The 16,886-nt window shown below is 66.5% G+C and carries 12 protein-coding genes and 1 pseudogene; 7 read left to right on the top strand and 6 right to left on the bottom strand.

What is annotated here, in order from left to right:
* Positions 1-97 precede the first annotated feature (97 nt).
* The 5 genes from CYJ22_RS09565 to CYJ22_RS09545 all read left to right on the top strand — a co-directional run bounded on the left by CYJ22_RS09565 (position 98) and on the right by CYJ22_RS09545 (position 4,067).
* On the top strand, positions 98-1,123 hold the full coding sequence (locus CYJ22_RS09565) for a DUF1266 domain-containing protein (protein ID WP_101602444.1): 1,026 nt from the start codon (positions 98-100) through the stop codon (positions 1,121-1,123).
* 27 nt (positions 1,124-1,150) lie between these two features.
* Complete coding sequence (locus tag CYJ22_RS09560) at positions 1,151-1,420, top strand: transporter (protein ID WP_101602443.1); 270 nt, start codon at positions 1,151-1,153, stop codon at positions 1,418-1,420.
* 250 nt (positions 1,421-1,670) lie between these two features.
* Positions 1,671-3,380, top strand: a complete 1,710-nt coding sequence (locus CYJ22_RS09555; RefSeq protein ID WP_101602442.1) for an ATP-binding cassette domain-containing protein — start codon at positions 1,671-1,673, stop codon at positions 3,378-3,380.
* Positions 3,381-3,534: 154 nt separating this feature from the next.
* Positions 3,535-3,798 (top strand): type II toxin-antitoxin system Phd/YefM family antitoxin, encoded by a 264-nt coding sequence (locus CYJ22_RS09550; RefSeq protein ID WP_005985322.1) that lies wholly within the window; start codon positions 3,535-3,537, stop codon positions 3,796-3,798.
* 2 nt (positions 3,799-3,800) lie between these two features.
* Positions 3,801-4,067 carry a Txe/YoeB family addiction module toxin gene (locus CYJ22_RS09545; protein ID WP_009053938.1) on the top strand — a complete coding sequence of 89 codons (267 nt, stop codon included), beginning with the start codon at positions 3,801-3,803 and terminating at the stop codon, positions 4,065-4,067.
* Positions 4,068-4,221: 154 nt separating this feature from the next.
* Here the strand turns inward: CYJ22_RS09545 and CYJ22_RS09540 are convergent, their stop codons facing one another.
* From CYJ22_RS09540 to CYJ22_RS09525, 4 genes are all read right to left on the bottom strand, one after another.
* A complete protein-coding gene (locus CYJ22_RS09540) occupies positions 4,222-6,822 on the bottom strand; it encodes a DUF6493 family protein (protein WP_133124166.1) in 2,601 nt (866 codons plus the stop codon).
* Positions 6,819-9,263: a DUF6493 family protein gene (locus CYJ22_RS09535; RefSeq protein WP_101602440.1), complete on the bottom strand. Its 2,445-nt coding sequence runs from the start codon at positions 9,261-9,263 to the stop codon at positions 6,819-6,821. Before CYJ22_RS09535 ends, CYJ22_RS09540 begins: the two co-directional genes overlap by 4 nt.
* A complete protein-coding gene (locus CYJ22_RS09530) occupies positions 9,260-10,654 on the bottom strand; it encodes an SWIM zinc finger family protein (RefSeq protein ID WP_101602439.1) in 1,395 nt (464 codons plus the stop codon). Before CYJ22_RS09530 ends, CYJ22_RS09535 begins: the two co-directional genes overlap by 4 nt.
* A gap of 180 nt (positions 10,655-10,834) precedes the next feature.
* A complete protein-coding gene (locus CYJ22_RS09525; protein WP_101602438.1) occupies positions 10,835-12,526 on the bottom strand; it encodes a methyltransferase in 1,692 nt (563 codons plus the stop codon).
* Between the two features lie 79 nt (positions 12,527-12,605).
* Between CYJ22_RS09525 and CYJ22_RS09520 the strand changes: the two genes are divergently transcribed.
* Both CYJ22_RS09520 and CYJ22_RS09515 read left to right on the top strand, forming a co-directional pair.
* A complete protein-coding gene (locus CYJ22_RS09520) occupies positions 12,606-13,574 on the top strand; it encodes a DUF808 domain-containing protein (protein ID WP_101602437.1) in 969 nt (322 codons plus the stop codon).
* A 165-nt stretch (positions 13,575-13,739) separates the two neighbouring features.
* Positions 13,740-14,336 carry a superoxide dismutase gene (locus tag CYJ22_RS09515; RefSeq protein WP_101602436.1) on the top strand — a complete coding sequence of 199 codons (597 nt, stop codon included), beginning with the start codon at positions 13,740-13,742 and terminating at the stop codon, positions 14,334-14,336.
* Positions 14,337-14,420: 84 nt separating this feature from the next.
* On the opposite strand, the gene CYJ22_RS09510 is transcribed toward CYJ22_RS09515, so the two are convergent.
* Positions 14,421-15,416 (bottom strand): MsnO8 family LLM class oxidoreductase, encoded by a 996-nt coding sequence (locus CYJ22_RS09510; RefSeq protein WP_016460868.1) that lies wholly within the window; start codon positions 15,414-15,416, stop codon positions 14,421-14,423.
* An 84-nt stretch (positions 15,417-15,500) separates the two neighbouring features.
* Positions 15,501-16,202 (bottom strand): annotated as a pseudogene (locus tag CYJ22_RS09505) (activase); the annotation flags it as partial.
* Positions 16,203-16,886: the final 684 nt, after the last annotated feature.

The raw sequence follows: 16,886 nt of genomic DNA, 5'->3' as shown, positions 1-16,886 counted from the left end.
CGGTACCTATTACATAGGGGAAGCCCCGTCCTCGTCCCGCGTCCCCATCGTGTCCATCGTTTGTGTGACGGGTGCTTCATCGGGCAGAATCGGGGGCGTGATTGCGAGTTTCCTGTCCGAGATTCCCTTCCCCGTGTGGTTCGCCATCGGGTGCGTCGTCGTGCTCCTGCTGAATCACTACGTCAAGCAGGCGGCCGCGCGCGCGAAGGGCGCCGTTCCCGCGCCGCGTGACGTGCGCAAGGCCGGCAAGGAGAAAGACTGGAACAGGCTCAACGAGCACCACACCCCGAAGATCCACGGCAAACGCGAGGACATGGCAACCGACCCTCGGGCGCGCCTGCTCGCCCCGTCCATGGTGTACGCGCTGTGTAACGGCGACCCGGTCAACGAGCTGACGCTGTCGGCCCCGGAGGACACGAAAACCATGCTGGAGCGCGACTGGGGCATCACGGACCGCGAGAGTCTCATCCGTCAGCTGTATTCGCTCCTGCGCGCGGGGCACCGCGAGGATTTCGCGGCCCTGCGCGAACGATGCCAGAAGAAGTCCTGGGCCGAGTCTGAGATCGCGCGCCTGAGCAAGACCGCGGACTCCTCCATGGAGGATTGGGAGAGCCGCTGGCGCATCCGCCGTTTTTTGGCGAACGACCGCGGCATCCAGGACCTCGATTTCGCCGCGTGGGATTTCTTTCGTGCGGCGAACCTGACGCGCGCGGGCGCGGGCATCGGATGGCTCAGTGAGGACGAGGCCTGGGATACCCTCGCGCTGATCAACCGGGCGCTGCAGCACTCCTATTCGTCGTGGGACGAGGCCTGGGAGGCCTTCCGCACGACCCGCTGGCTGTGGGCCGCGGAGGGGGACGCGCAGACCGCTGCCAACGACCTGCACGACCGTAACCGCGGCGAGTTCCTCGTCGGACAGAACGGACTGTGGACGGCGATCCCGTGGGACGCCCCCTACCCGACGCCCCGCTTCCTCCTGCTCGATGCGCTCGCCGACATGGGCGCGCTGCGTCTGTTGCAGCCCTCGAGCTGGCACGCCGCGTCTGCGTGGGAGAAGGATCTTGATTCCCAGACGCGCAGCCGCGCCCCCCTGTCCATCGGCGGCAAGCCGATCGTCAACTGATCCCCTGCCAATCAATAGGAGACCACCATGTCCGACCAGCACTTCCCGACCGAGAACGAGGGCGCAAAGCCCGGTGGCAACACCGGTTCCGTCCACGGCGAGGCCCCGCTCATCCGCAAGAAGGAGGAGCTGACGCCCGAGCAGTACAAGCGCCAGCGCAACAACCTGATCCTTATGGCGCTGATCATGGTCCTCATCGTTGCGGCCTTCATCGCCTTCCCGTACATCAAGGCAGCTGTGTTGGGCGGCACCGCTTTCCTCGCCCCGGTGGCCGGCTTCGCGCCACTGCTGTTCTGAGGATCTCTCAGTAGACTCTGTTTCCTCCCCCGCGGGCCCCATCGAGGGCTCGCGGGGGAGAATTTTGTCCGGGTGTCCTCCCGCATGCTCATGTCGTCCATCTGCAAGCCGTTAGTCTTATCAGACAGCCCCGGGAGGACGCCCCCATTTCCGTGCAGAACTACCGCGCCTGCGCGCCGTTGCCGGTATAATGTCCCCATGGACTCCTGACATCACGCCCCTGCCCCACTCCTTCTGTCCTTGGTGCGTCATGTCCACGATTGTCTTTTCCCACGTCTTCTTTTCCTATGGCACGCTGCCCGTCCTCACTAACGTCTCCTTCACGTGTGGGCCCGCCGACCGCCTCGTCGTCGTCGGCCCGAACGGGATCGGCAAGTCAACGCTGCTGGCCCTTGCAGCGGGCCGACTCCAGCCGGATTCCGGAACGATCACTGGCCCGGCACTCTCCGCGACCCAGCTAGTTCCCCCAATTCATCGGCCCGCGGCCACGCGGTCAGCACCGGGAGTCCCTCTGGCGTCTCGCCCTCCACTCGCGGGGGACAGGGAGTCCCGCACCGTCGCACAGCTCATCGATGCTGCCACGTCGGGCACCCGCGAGCTGGCGGCGCGCTTCGACTTCCTCACCGAGCACCTCGCCCGGGACCCCTCTCCGCGCGACGAAGCGGAGTACGACCGCGTCCTAGCGGCGATGATCACGCGGGATGCATGGACCATCGACACGCGCCTCGAACAGACCCTGGAGGCCCTCGGCCTAGGAGGCCTCGACCGCTCCCGCCCCCTCGCCTCCCTCTCCCCGGGGCAGCGTGCCCGCCTGCGCCTGGCCCTCACCCTCGTCGATCGACCAGAGGCCCTCGTCCTGGACGAGCCGACGAACCACCTGGACACTGACGGGCGCGAGCACCTAGCACACACAATCGACGACTGGCAGGGGCCGGTGCTCATGACCAGCCACGACCGGGCCTTTATTGAGCGCACGGCGACGGCGCTGCTCGACCTGGATCCGACACCGTGGCGGGCGGTGGCAATCTCCAAGGGAGAGCCCGCGGACTTCGGGGCGTACAGGGTACGAGGATCCTACTCGGACTACCTGCGCGACAAGGCCGCCGCACGCTCGCGGCACACCGCGATCCATGCGGATCAGCAGGCCGAGAAACGCCGACTCGTATCTCACCAGCGGGATTCGAAGGTGGTGGGGCATGCGCGCTTCAAGCCCCGCACCGAGACGAGGATGGCGCAGAAGTACTATGCAGACCGGGCCCAAACTGTGTCGACGAGGCGCATCAACGACGATTCTCAGAGGCTGTCGGTTCTCGCGGCACGCGAAGTCCCCAAGCCCCGCTATGACGAGGGTGCGTTTTCTTTCCCCCGCGTCATGAGGACCACCACGGGCAGGACGTCACCGCACCCACACGCAATGGGTATCGCCCTGGCCGTCCGCGGCGCGTCGGTGGAGGGACGCCTCGCGCCGACCTCCTTCGAGGTGCGCTACGGCGAGCACCTCCTCGTCGCGGGGCCCAACGGGTCGGGCAAGACCACCCTGCTGGAGTGGATCGCACGCGGGGCCCCCAGCGGGGCGCACGGATGCGTCGACACCGCCTCCGGGGTCGTCCTCGTGCCCCAGGTGCTCCCGCGGCCCGGCGACCCCCTCATCCCCGAGGATGCGTGGTACCTGGGCATCGGGGAGGCCGGGAAGGGATTCGTTCCCCCAGCGGCGTGGAACCGGCCGCTCGGTGAGCTCTCCGCGGGAAACCAACGGAGGGCTCAGCTGGCGTTCGCGGCGCGGGCCGACGCTCAGATCCTCGTGATCGACGAGCCCACGAACTACCTGGACCTGAACGCTCTGGAGTCCCTCGAAGAGACAATGCGTGAGTGGGACGGAACCCTGGTTATCTCAACGCACGACGAGTGGCTGATCACCCGCTGGTGGGGCCACCTCCATCGGCTCGACGAGAGACGATAGCGCTGAGGGCAGCCCCCACACCCGCGCCCCCATGTCCATCGGCGGCAATCCGATCATCCAGTAGCGACACCCTGGCACATCACCAGCCCACTGGCGACACACGCCCTCACTTCCTGTACAATGTTCTGTACATAGGCGAGCAGAGGAGCACCCCATGAAAACCATGACCTACACCGAGTCGCGCGCACGCTACGCCGAGGTCCTCGACCAGGTCGTCAACGACCGCGAGGAAATCGTCATCACCCGACAGGGCCACGAGAGCGCCGTCATCATCGCCCTCGACGAGTACGAGTCCCTCATGGAGACCGTCTACCTCATGCAGTCCCCCGCGAACGCCCGTCACCTGCGCGAATCAATCGCACGTCACCGCGCTGGCGAGGGCGTCGTTCACGACCTCATTGAGCTCGACGAGGACTGACCATGCACATCACATGGGACGAGGAGGCCTGGAACGACTACGTCTGGTGGCAGTTCGAGGATCGCAAGACCCTCAAGCGCATCAACGCACTCATCAAGGACATCCAGCGCAACGGAAACGAGGGGATCGGCAAGCCTGAGCCTCTTCGCTACGAGTTCTCGGGGTACTGGTCACGCCGGATCGACTCACGGCACCGCCTGATCTACCAGATCAGCGACGACGGCAAAGCCCTCTGGATCATTTCCTGCCGCTTCCACTACGGCCAGTAAACATTCACGAGGCCCGGACTGCATCCACCCCCACAACAAGTAACGACGCTCTCACGCCAAGCGCCGCGACTGCCTGTGCAGCCGCGGCGCCCGCGCACACAACAATGCTCAGAACGTCAAGAATCCCCACCGGATTAGGTCGCGCAGGGGCGCCTCACTCTCGGCGCACTCGGACCGCATCGAGCGCCTCCCCCGCTTCGCGCGCGAGACCCGTCGGAGCATCCGGCAGAGCGTCGAGTGCGCGCAGGGCCTTGGCCATCGCGCTCGATCCTTTCATCTTCGGGCGCAGCTCCTCGGGTACAGGCACACCCATGCCGTAATCTCCCGCGAGCGCCACCAGGGCCTCGATCAAACTGTTGGAGGCCCGCACACCCGCCAGGGAGGGCAGCAGCGCCGCGATCACCTGCGCGACACGGTACCCAGCCAGGGCGGAGATGGACGCGCAGTCGGTCAGCGTCTGAGCGACTCGCCCGGGACCGAACCACCCGTTGCGCAGGAGGTAGCCGAGGGCCTCGGCCATGGCGGCGGGGTCGAAGCGGCCTGTGTCGGCGAGGCTCGCGATAGCCTCGGCGGTGATCGCACGGTAGTTGGCCTGGGCGGCGGTCGACGCCCACGCCAGTGCGGAGTAGGTGGGCGCACCCGGCGCCCGCCAGCCTGTGCCCAGGGCGGGCACAACGACCTCGACGGGTGTGATGACCTGCGGGAACTTGAAGAACGCACCCTGGAGGACGGGCATCGCGTGGGCGGCCAGAATGTCCGGGTTGTGTTGGAGGGCCCAGGCAGCCCACGCGTAGGCGACGCCGCTCGACCGGTAGTCCCCCGATTCCAGAAGACGCCCGGTGAACTCAGGAGCCACGCCGGCGACGTTGGCGAGAGCACCCGCCAACGAATCCTCGCCAGTTGCCGGGGTTTGACCGGGGATCACCCACGTCTCGTGCATGTCGTCGGTCTTCTTGTACTCGCCGCGCACGACCCTGACGGGCTTCTGGTAGGCGGCTCGAATGATCTGACGTTCCCACTGCGGGTGGATCGGTTCCAGCGGTGCGGTCAGGATGGGGTCGAAGCGGTACATGTCCTGACCGTTCGGCTTGTCGTAGGGCTTGTCACCGCAGGCGACACGCAGCTGCTCGTGGAGGAGCGCAACGGGGCCTCTGTGCTGGTCCCACTCGCTGCCCTTGCGCCGGTAGCCACGGAAATGCCCCACCTCGGGCGCATCCTTCACCTCGACTCCGTCCAGGAGCTGCGAGGCCAGGTAGGACAGCTGGTTGGCGCCCTTCCAGTTGGGTGCGTTCTTCCAGTACGCGGCGAGCAGCTTCTTGTCGGCCTCCGTCAGCTCGATGCCCCCGTCGCTGATGCGCGTCAGGAGCGCGGGCAGGGCGGCGCCCGCGGCAGCGTCCTCGAAGAGGGCGTGTAGAGCCGCAACGACCGCGTCGTTGTCGTCGGGCAGCTCGGCGACCCACTCGGCTCGCGGCAGGTCGGCGGCGGGGGTGTCCGGGAACATCCACGAGGCCTGGGTCCCCACCCCGGTTTTGCTTCCCTGGGCGCTCGTACCGGGGGCGACCGTACCCGCGGGCCCGGCCCCGGCCTCGTCCGCGCAGTCATCGGAAGGGTCGGGGGCCACGATGAGTGCGGCGGCCCGGTCGCGCAGGTCAAGGGGGAACTCAGCCTCAGCAACCACGTCATTGACGGCGGGGGCGCACTCGGGGTGGGCCTTCACGAGAGCGGCCAGGAGCCGCAGATGCGCGCACAGCAGCTTCTTTTCGCTGCGCGCCAGGACCTGGGCACTGGCCTGCACGAGGGCACCCGCCTGCTCATCCGTCAGCTCCCGGGCGATACCCAGAAGCGCTTTCTGGGCCAGGGCCACACTCGGCGAGGGCTCGACCGCGAGCAGGGCGATCAGATCCACCACGGCCTCAAGTGTTTCCTCGCGCGTGGGTTCGAGCGCCTCCCAGGCCAGCGAAAAAGCGCGGGCGTTGTACGCGGAGAAGTCGCGCCGCTGGGCGGCCAGGCACTCGGAGAGGATGCGGGGCCGCAGATCCGGGAGGTGCGTCGCCACGTAGCAGATGAGGTCCTGGCTGTGCAGGCGCTCGAAGTCGCCGCCTGGCGCGGAGGGGTCCTCGCGGTACATCCACACGAAGAGGGCTGAGCCGGGCAGGGCTCCTTCGACGCGGAAGAACTGCCAGAACTCGTGGTCGAGGAAGGTCGGGTTCTCCTCGAAGAAGAGCCTCGTCTCATCCGAGGTGGGGTGGGGCGCGGGAATGATCCTGCGCGCGAAGTACTCCAGGGAGGGCGCGGAGGCCAGGTACGCTCCACGCTCGGCCAGGAGGGAACGGTAGGTGTGCCAGAATCCAACGCCGCCGGGACTCCCGGCTGCCTCCTCGAGCCACTCACCACTGCGCCCAGCCGCGCCGCGCCTGTGGGCGGCGAGCAGACGCTCCAGGTCTGCTCCCTCCCGCGGGTCACCGCCGCTACGGCCCAACCAACGGGCTCCGTAGTCGTCACCGGCTTCGTCGCTCCCGGCCAGGGCGGCGCGCAGGAACGCGCACATGCACACCGTGTCCTCGGGGACGGCCTCATCCCGCTCGACGGCTGGTGGGACGAGGCGAGCGAAGGGCACAGACTTGAAGAGGCAGCGCCGGTCCTTCTCCGAGGCCCCCTCCAGTACTTCCTCATAGGCGTCGATGGAGGTCTCTCCGGATGCGAGGAGGCGCTTGAGGGCCGCCCTGCGGTCGGGAAGCGTCATCGGTGAACTCATTGGCTCATCTCCTTCAGTGTGCGTGCATACTTGGCCGCCTGTGAGGAACCTCGGAAAAGGCCAAGCCAGCCGATAAGCTCCTCTCCGAGGGGCGGTGCCCAGCCCTGCTCGCACGCCCGCGAGTACTGCGCTGTAACAACGCCCAGCAGCTGGCCGATGCCCGTACGCCCGCGCTCAAGCCCAGGAAGCAAAGCGAGCGCCAGATCCAGCGCGAGGCGGGGATCGATGTCCCCCAGGTCCTCGAAAGCCTGCGCCCACCGATTCAGTTTCACGGTCTGTTCCACGCCCCGCAGGCCTGCCACGGCCTCGTCAAAGGCGAGATCCCCGCGTGCCACCAGGGAGGCGAGGGTCTCGACGCCGAGGGCGCGCGACTCGACCTCGCGTTCGCCCATCGCCTGGCCGAGGAGCTGGGCAGACAGCGAATCCCAGCGCCCGCCGTGCTCACACAGGGCCCGGTAGCAGTCGATGGTTAGCTGCGTACTGTCAAGCACATACCACTGCGAGGCGATCAGGCAGACGGCGAAGTGACGCACCGACGCGGGGTAGAGATATCGGTGGGCAGTAAAATCACCCGAGGCGCTCGCAATATCCGCGAGCGCGCCCAGCTCAGGGCCTGTCGCGCCCGTATCTGCGCCGACGACGCGCGGGAAATAGAAGGCGTAGACAGGCGATCCGTCGCGCGCGACCTTGGGCTGCCCGCTGCGCGACTCATAGGCGGGGCGCCCCTCCCACGTCACGGCGAGGGAGGACAGGTAGCCCTCGGCCCGTCTGCGCACCGCGCCCGTGAGCGCGAGACGGATGCGAGCCGCGGCGGGCAGCTCCGCCTCCCGCTCCTCCACAAGCGCAAGCGCGGCCGCGCAGTCCGGATGCTCGACGTCCACGCGCAGCAGCGCCTGGGTGAGATCGGCTCGAAGCGGCGAGGCAGCCCCATTGTCCAGGGCGCGGCGCACGAGGACAAGCGGGTTCACGGCTCCGCGATCGTCGGTGGGCGTGGCCAGGAGGTGGTAGCGCCGTCCACGCTCAGCCAGGCCCGCCACTTCGATGATGCGCTCTCGCATAAGGGTCGGCATATTTTCCGATTCCAACCAGGCGGTGCCAGCGGCCAGCGGGCTCTCAGCACCCTCCCCTCCCCCATCGAGGGCTATCTGCAGGAGAGTTCCGAGCATGCGCTCATACCCGAATCTGCGCGTGGTCAGGCGCCGCACAAGAGGCCGCAACGATTCCAGCGCACTCGGGTCGAACTCGGGGGATGCCAGGAACGCGAGCAGCGCCTCATACTCGAGCCCCATCTGCGCACCCTGCGCCAGGACGCCGATCCGACCGGCCGCGTCGTCGGCGCTCATGGGAACCAGGTCGGCCACCTCCCGGGGTGGGGGCAAGAAGGCGGCGGGAGCCTCTTCGGGGGCAAGGCCGGGGTCAGGCTGGCCATTCGCCGTGTGCCCGGGGTCGAGGAGGTCGAGCGTGGCAACGACGAGCGGGTCCAACTCCGCGTCGGACAGGAGGCGGCCGACCGCTGCGGAGTCGAGGAGGCCCGATCGCAGCGCATCACTCGCCAGCTCAATGGCCAGACCCTGCACCTGCGCGTGCGGGAAGGACAGCGCAACGCCGAGCAGTCCTTCGAGGTCGGCAGACTCCACGGATGACAGGCCACCGCGCAGGATTGTCAAGGCTGCGAGTGCGTTGGCCTTCGAACCCATGAGCGCACCCTCGCAGCTGCGAGCAAAGAGCTCCAGGTCGAGTCGCCCGGCCTTCGAGAGGGCGCTCAGCTGACGAACCGCCACGGTCACGGTCGCCCCGACGGGCGCGGACATGAGGGTGCACAGGGCCCCCTGACGCGCCTCGGCCTCGTCGAGAGTCATGGACAGCATTCGCAGGGTGCGCGAATACCAACCGGCGCGCCCCGACGGTAGGTCTGCGGCGAGCATGCCGAGGAGGGCGTCGAGCAATCGGTCGCGCTCGATGAGGCCCTCGTCGATGCTGGCAGCGAGCGTGCGCGACCATCCGGGCGTCCGCTCCGAACCCATGGTGGCAGAACGGTCGGAGGCAGACAGGGACACGCCGCGGTTACCTTCCTGGCGCAGCATCCCCCACACCAGCTCCTCGCGCAGCTCCCTATCGGCGCGCATGAGGGGCAACTGCAGCCCGGGTTCGAGAGCTATCAGCGCCGTTAGGTACTGCTCGTCATGGTCGAGGGTCAGGTCGCCGTTCAGTTCGGCCAGTCGCAAGAATCCGATCCCCTTGAGCCAGGCACCGGTAACCCTGGAGCTGACGTCCAGGTCATAGAGCGTGGGCGGTCCTTCGTTGAGCTCGAGCATGCGCGCGTAGACCTGGTCAAGCGTCCACTCACCTGGGTGATCTTTGATCCACAGGTGCAGTCTCCAAAAGTCAGCGCATTCCTCCAGGGTCTCGGGACGCCAGCTCTTGTCCGATTTCTGACTCATTGATCCTCCTTGATCAGAGTGGAGACGGCGAGGACGTGCTTGCAGGGGCCTCGCCCTCCCCTGTGTTTCATCCACCACGGGCAGGTGCAGCGGTACTCGCCGATGGCGTAAGGGTCGGCGGGCACCTCCACCCGATAGCGGTTCGCGCCCGACGACACGCGGAATCGCGCGCCCTCCTCCCGTGTAACCGCGCCGCGCTCAATGAGCGTGCGCGCCCCGGCCAGACGCGGATGCATGGCGGTGAGCGCGTCAGGACGCACAGGCAGGGGCCGATGGAAATAGGCCCCCTCGGTCACGTCGAAGCCAACCTGCCCACTTGAGGCCAGCAGCGCCAGGCCACCGGCGACCCGATCCGGGGCCAGGCCTGCGCGAGCGGCCATGCGTTCCGTGTCGATGCGAGGCTCGAAGGACAGCAGAGCGGAGAGCATGTCCGCGTCTTCCTCGACGCGCGGATCACCCAGGGATGCCAGAACCGCGCCCTCCCCGGAAAAGCCGCGCGACTTGGCGGGGCTCAGCCCCACGCTCAGACGCGCACCGGGCATGCGGGCAACCCACAGGGAGGCGACCGGCTCGCTGCCCGCGTCCACGGGAGGACCGTAGGCCTCAAGCGAAATGATGAGGTGAAGAAGCGGCTCGAACACGCGCAGGCGCTCGGGCCCCGCCACACACGCGGCCCCCGGCGCGGGCCTGGTGCCCAAGCGCAACCCGCGCACAGCCCGACCCGCCCACATGACCGTGCCAGTCGCGCTGGTCCTGGGCAGGCCTCGAACAAAGGCGCGGGCCTGCGCAGTATTCAACACGTGGAGCGCCATCATCGCGGAGGAGAGCATCTGCGTCTCCGCGAATCCCTTGAGCCAGCGCAGGGACAGCGGCACCTTCTCCTCCGAGACCTCCTCGTCCAGGGTCGTGGCCGTCAGTCCCTCCTCGCCCACATCCAGGTGCAGGGGCTCCCCGGCGCGCAGCGACGCCAGGGCGGCACGCAGCGGCTGATTAACATCCACATTGGTCACGCCAACCGCGCGGTGGGTGGCGTCCAGGGCCGAGGCCTCCACGTCAAGCCGCGCGTACACGCCGCAGCAGACGCTAAAAGACTCGAAGCGCAGTCCCTCGGCCGTGCTGGTGACAACCGGGTCAAGCATGCCAATACGAGTCAGACCTCCGCCGGGCGCGACGACCATGCCGGGCGGCACGTAGAAGCGGGTGCGGGCCACTCGTGCAACAGCGAGCAGACCCGCGGCCACCACGTCGGGACGCTCCATGAAGCCCGAAAAGAAAAAGGGATGCGCTGCCTCCCCCTCGGGGGTCGAGCCTCCCGAGGTCGCCAGCGCAAGGCCGCCGCCCTCTTCCAGGCGCGAGGCAGCCGCGTAGCGGTATGCGAGCTCGAAATCCATGTCGCTCCTTCGCTGAATCGTGGCGCCAGGCTAACACAGGGGTCCCACATCTGGAGTCGGCCTCACACACCCCCAAGTCCGCGCTGACAACACGCCCGGAATGACGCCACAAAGTCAACCTGATACAGCGAGGCGCCGCGGCTGCCCCTGCAGCCGCGGCGCCCGCGCACACAACAACGCTCAGAACGTCAAGAATCCCCACCGGATCAGGTCGCGCAGGGGCGCCTCGATCTCGGCGCGCACATCATCAACCTCAACCGATGTGAGCATCGCGACGGCCGCCGCGATCTGGCCAACCGTCAGCTCGCCGTCGGAAGCGCCCACGACCGCGGACACGGACGAGGAGACGGGCACAGAACGGCCCAGTCCCCCACCCTGGTGCATGATGAGCAGCTCCGGGTCGGGACTGCCCGGCACGTAGTGGCGCTCCTCGCGCACGTCCGAGGCGCGCGTCAGCGCCACCTCCCACAGCTCTGGGGCGCGCAGGGAGGCCAGCGCCCACGCCACGTCGCGCCCGCGCGGGGCGTGCCCATCGAGGGACAGGTCGTAGGCGCGCTTGCCACCCGAGGCAGCCTCGGCCTCGTCGAGCCTGCGCAGCGCCACAAAACCCATGCCGATCGCGCCCGTGCCCGCGCGGCGGAAGTCCGCCAGCCACGAGGTGAAGGCGCGCTCGTAGTCGGCGCGGGCCAAGAGCTGGCCACCCGAGTCGCGGATCCACATGTCCACGTAGCGCGCGGGGTCGAGGACGTCGCGCTGGACGACCCACGCGTCCACCGGCAGGCCGTCGAGCCACGAATCCACGCGCCACGACCACTGGGTGTCCGGGTTGCGGTCGGCGGGGATCTCCCAGTTGGCGAGCATCTGCAGGGTGCCGCCCTCGTTCATGCACGCGGGCGCGCCGCGCAGGACCGCGCGGATCAGGTTGTCCCGGTCCATGCCGCCATCGCGATACTCGAGCAGGCCGGCCGCGCCGCGCACCGAGTCCGGCGTGATGACGAAGGGCGGGTTGGTGACGATAAGGTCGAAGGTCTCACCCTCGACGGGCTCGAAGAGGGAGCCCTCGCGCACATCAATGACAACCTCGTTGAGGGCGGCGTTGAACTGGGTGAGCGCGCACGCGCGCGACGACAGGTCGGTCGCCACCACGCGGTCGGCGTGCGTAGCCAGGTAGAGGGCCTGGATGCCGCAGCCGCACCCCACGTCGAGGGCCGAATCAACCTGCTCACGCACCGTCATCTCCAGCAGCGTCAGGGTCGCACCGCCGATGCCGAGCACGTGGTCGTCCGACAGCGGCTTGCCAGTCTGCACCTCCGCCAGGTCCGAGGCCACCCACCACTCGTGGTCGCCGCCGGGCAGGGTCGCCGCGTGGGGGCGCAGGTCGAAGAGGGCACGCATCCACGGGTCTGCCTCGACCTCGGGCTCGGTGGTCTCCTCGTCGGGGTCGCGCATCGTCGGCAGGCTCGGGGCCTTCGGGGCCGAGGCCTCCTCACGCTCCTCCTTGGGTTCGCGCTTAGGCGCACCACCCGCGCGGGGCATGACGAGTGCGGAGGCGGCCTCGGCCTCGTCGATGGTGGCCGCGAGGCCGAGGGACTCCAGGCCGTTCGCACCCAGCGTCGGGAGGGCCTCATTCAGGGCCGAGGCGCGCTCGGGCAGGCCGAGGATGAAGAAGCGCGTGAGGACCGCGGCGGGGTCGGTCGCGCCCGCGAGCTCGACGAGAGCGGGCAGGCGCGAGTCGCGCATGAGGGCGGACAGCGCACCCTCGCTGATCAGGGTCTGCAGGTTCTCAACGGTCCACGTCGAAGCGATCACGTCGGCGCGCAGGCGCCCAATCAGGTCGCGGTCGAGGGCGGGGACGGGTACGGAAGTCGTCATGACTCAAGCCTATCCCCACGCGTACAATGCGCGGGTACCCAACCAGGAGCCTCACGCCCCTCTCAGAGGAGGAAACCTCATGTCCGGTGGACTTGTCGCACTGCTCGACGATATCGCGACCCTCGCGAAGGTCACGGCCTCGTCGATCGACGACGTCGCGGCCAACGCGGTCAAGGCCTCCTCGAAGGCGGTGGGCGTGGTCATCGACGACACCGCGGTGACGCCCCAGTACGTGTCGGGCCTGAGCCCGTCGCGCGAGCTGCCCATCATCGGCAAGATCACGCGCGGCTCCCTCATCAACAAGCTGTTCATCATCCTGCCGATCGCGCTCCTGCTGACGTGGCTGGCCCCGCAGGTCCTCCCATTCCTGCTGATCGTGGGCGGCGCGTACCTGTGCTTCGAGGGCGGCGAGAAGGTCCTCGAGAAACTCGGCTGGCTGCCCGGCCACCACGAGGAGCACGAGGAGGGCGGCGCGACCTCCCCCGAGGAGCTCGAGAAGAGCATCGTCGCCTCCGCGACTCGCACCGACCTGATCCTCAGCGCCGAAATCATGCTCGTATCCATGGCCGGCCTGTCCAACGAGACTGGCATCATGCGCGTCGCCGTCCTCATCGGGGTCGCGTTCTTCATGACGTTCTTCGTGTACGGCCTCGTCGCACTGCTCGTGAAGGCCGACGACTTCGGCCTCCACCTCGCCAAGGGCGCGCTGGATCCCGAGGACAACCGCCCCGGCCCCGTCGACAACGTCGGCCGCACGATCGTGCGCGTCATGCCGCACATCTTCAACATGATCGGCGTCGTCGGCACGGTCGCGATGCTGTGGGTCGGCGGCCACCTGGTCATCGAGAACCTCGCCGAGGTCGGCGTCCCCATCTTCCACCACATCCTCGAGGTCGCCGAACATGCGGTGTCCGCCGCGGGCGGTTTCGTGACCTGGCTGGTCGAGACCCTCCTGTCCGGCATCTTCGGCGTCGTCCTCGGTGCCGTCATCACGTGGATCGTCGTGGGCACTTCCACGCTCGTGCGTCGGGCGCGGACGAAGGCCTGATCGTCTGTCGTTTCACGAGGCCGGGGCGTGGTCGCGAGGATCAGCCCCGGCCTCGTCGTTGATCGCACTGCGCGAAAGGTGACACATAACCCCTACGCAAGGCGGGACTTAAGTACTACCCTTGGAGTCAATAGACAAACGACGACGACGCCCAGGAGGAGCATCATGACCGTCTACACCCTGCCCGAACTTCCCTACGATTACGCCGCTCTCGAGCCCCACATCTCCGGCCGCATCATGGAGCTGCACCACGACAAGCACCACGCCAACTACGTGGCCGGCGCGAACGCGGCCCTCGAGAAGCTGGCCGCCGCGCGCGAGTCCGGCGACTTCGCTGCGATCAACCTGTGGGAGAAGAACCTGGCCTTCAACCTGGGCGGTCACACCAACCACTCCATCTTCTGGACCAACATGACCGGCGAGGGTGCCTCGCGCCCCGAGGGTGAGCTCGGCGCCGCCATCGACGAGTTCTTCGGCTCGTTTGAGTCCTTCCAGGCTCAGTTCGCCGCCGCCGCACTGGGCCTGCAGGGCTCCGGCTGGGCCGTCCTCGCGTGGGACACCGTCGGCAAGCGCCTCGTCACCTACCAGATGACCGACCAGCAGGGCAACATCCCAGTCGCGACCGTTCCGCTGCTCATGATCGACATGTGGGAGCACGCCTTCTACCTGGATTACCTCAACGTCAAGGCCGACTACGTCAAGGCCTGGTGGAACCTCGTGAACTGGGAGAACGTCGCAGAGCGTTTCGCAGCAGCCCTGTGATCACTGCTTGTTTGTTTTAAAGGTTGTGGCCCCCGCCTGAAGGCCGGGGCCACAACTCTATCCACTGATGGAGTGACCAGCTGCTCAAAGGCTTGAGCTCAGACGTGTCTGGAGCTCTCGGTATTGTGCAAGCTTTTGTGGAACATCAGCGATGTAGCTGATCAGCATGACTTCATCGACGCGGTGGTTACGCGCAAAGTTCGCAATCGTTTGAGCAACCTGGTCGTAGGTGCCGATGATGATCGAGCGATCGCGCTGTGCCCATCGCAGTGCGTCTTCTCGGTCTTCGGCGCTCATCTGCTCGGGTCGCTGGAACCGCACGGGGCGTCCCAGTCGTAAACACATGCGGAAGCTCAATGCGGGAAGTGCTTGTTCTAGGGCTTCCGCTTCAGTTTCTGCAGCGCTCACCGCGAGCGCGGAAAGCGTCTGTCCTTCACCTTCACCCAGATTTTCGGGCAGGTGTGCGCGGTAGTGGTCCATGACCTCGGGCTGTTGCTGGCCGCTAAAGAACTGCGCGTAGGCGTAGTTCATGTTTCGAGTCCCCGCCCAGGCCGCGCTCTGGCCTGAAGACCCCAGCAACCACAGTTCGGGAAGCTCATCGGGATGCGGGTAGACATCCACCGAGGCGTAGGGGTGCCCCTCCGGCAAAGTCCCTCGCATGAAAGCCAAAGTTTCATCGATCAGAGCATTGATTGCACCAGGATCAATTGTTGTGCCCTGATTGAGCGCGCGGGCGGAGATCATGTCACCGCCGGGGGCTCGTCCCAATCCCATGTCGACGCGTCCGGGGAACAAGGTGGCCAGAGTGAAGAACTTTTCTGCCATCTGTAAGCTGCCCTGATGCATAGCCATCACGCCACCCGAACCAATGCGAATACGCGAGGTTCGGTCCAGAAGGTGAGTCATCACCAGCTCGGGAGCGGACGACATAAAGACCGGTGTGTTGTGGTGCTCTGCGATCCAGAAGCGATGGAAACCCATCTCTTCTAGTCCGCGAGCCAAGGACACCATGTCTTCCAGTGCCTGATGCGGAGTCGATCCGTCAAAAAGCGGAACCTGTTCCAGTGCTGAGAGGCGCATTGTTACCCTTCCGTTTCACAAAATATCCGCTACTTAAACACGGTTATTCCTGAGGATACTTCGCCAGGAAGGAGCACGCTGAACTCAGCGGAAAGCAGCACCCCGCCTCGGCGGAATTGCAGGCATGCCCAAGCCGACCACGCGGTGTCCCTCGCCATCAGAAGAACCACCACCGGATCCACACCCGCAACCACCACTGGAGGCACCAGCGACGGCCTCGCCGCCCAGGTCTTCAGAATCAAAATCGATCCCGACCAACTGCAGCACGCCATCTTCTTCACCATCACGCTCGGCGGCATTGTGCTGTTGGACAGCGGTTGCCAGCATCAGCTTGATTCGGTTGAGCTGATTGACTTCCGAGGCACCCGGATCGTAGTCGACCGCGACAATGTTTGCTTGCGGGTAACGGTTGCGCAGCGCGCGGAACATGCCCTTTCCAACGATGTGGTTCGGTAGGCATGCAAATGGCTGTGCGCAGATGATATTCGGGCATCCGTGTTCGATCATGTCGACCATCTCGGCCGTCAAGTACCAGCCTTCACCGGCCTGGTTCCCAAGGCGCGCGATGTCCTCTGAGCGCGAGATCATCTCTTCGATGTCGCGATGGGCTTCAAACTTCCCATTTGTCTCTTCGAAGGCCTTGTGAACTGGGATTTCATACTTCTTGAGCAGCCACAGAGCCATTGGCATGATCTTGCGCTGTTTACCGTCGATCCCCAGGTTCTCGTAATCCCACTCCGCGCTGTCCGACGCGGTCGACACCGTCAAGGGCTGGTGGAAGAACTGAGCGTTCGCGCTGACGCCGCGGCCGTTGTTTCTGAGCTGAGGCTCGGGCACTAACTGCCCGGCCACCGCACACAACGAGAGGCGGGATCCTTCGGGGTCCCGCCTCTCGTTGTATCACTGAGCATCTGGAAGGCGGCGGGAGGCCTGCGAGCCCGTCAGGACCTGCTTCTGTGAACGCATCCTGCGCGCGTTAACCCGGTGGGTGACTGTGCGGGCAGGCTGCCCACCACGCCACCAATGGGGTTTAGCCGTGCATCAGCGGGGGTGCCAGTAGATGGGCCCAGCTGCCAGTCCCACGGCGCGAAAAAACTCGCCCGACACGGCCCCTCCAGCGACATCTCCGCGAAAAAACTCGCCCAGCACGCCTGAAAACAGCGTTTTTCGCCCGTTTGGGCTTGCAGGGCGAACTTTTTCGCACACCGCAGCAGAAATAGAGGACGCTGGGCGAACTGTTTCGCGCGTGTGCGCTGATAGAGCCGAGCAGGGTGAGTTGTGTCCCGCCTGTGGGTCGGGATGGAGCTGGGGTGAAAGAAAAACCGCCCCTGCGTGAGGTGTTGTGGGGTGCCGTGAAATATTCTTCAGTAGCGTCCCGCATAGTGGTGTAACCGTGTGGTGGTCGGCCTGTTTGATATGGGTGCGGTCACCGTGTGATCCTTCGAGAAAGCTCTCTACTTCTGACTCGAA

It is taken from the genome of Schaalia odontolytica (assembly GCF_002847525.1).
In the GTDB taxonomy this organism is placed as follows: Bacteria; Actinomycetota; Actinomycetes; order Actinomycetales; family Actinomycetaceae; genus Pauljensenia; species Pauljensenia odontolytica_B.
Note: the sequence above shows the minus strand (reverse complement) of the source record. Positions and strands in the feature narration are given on the sequence as shown.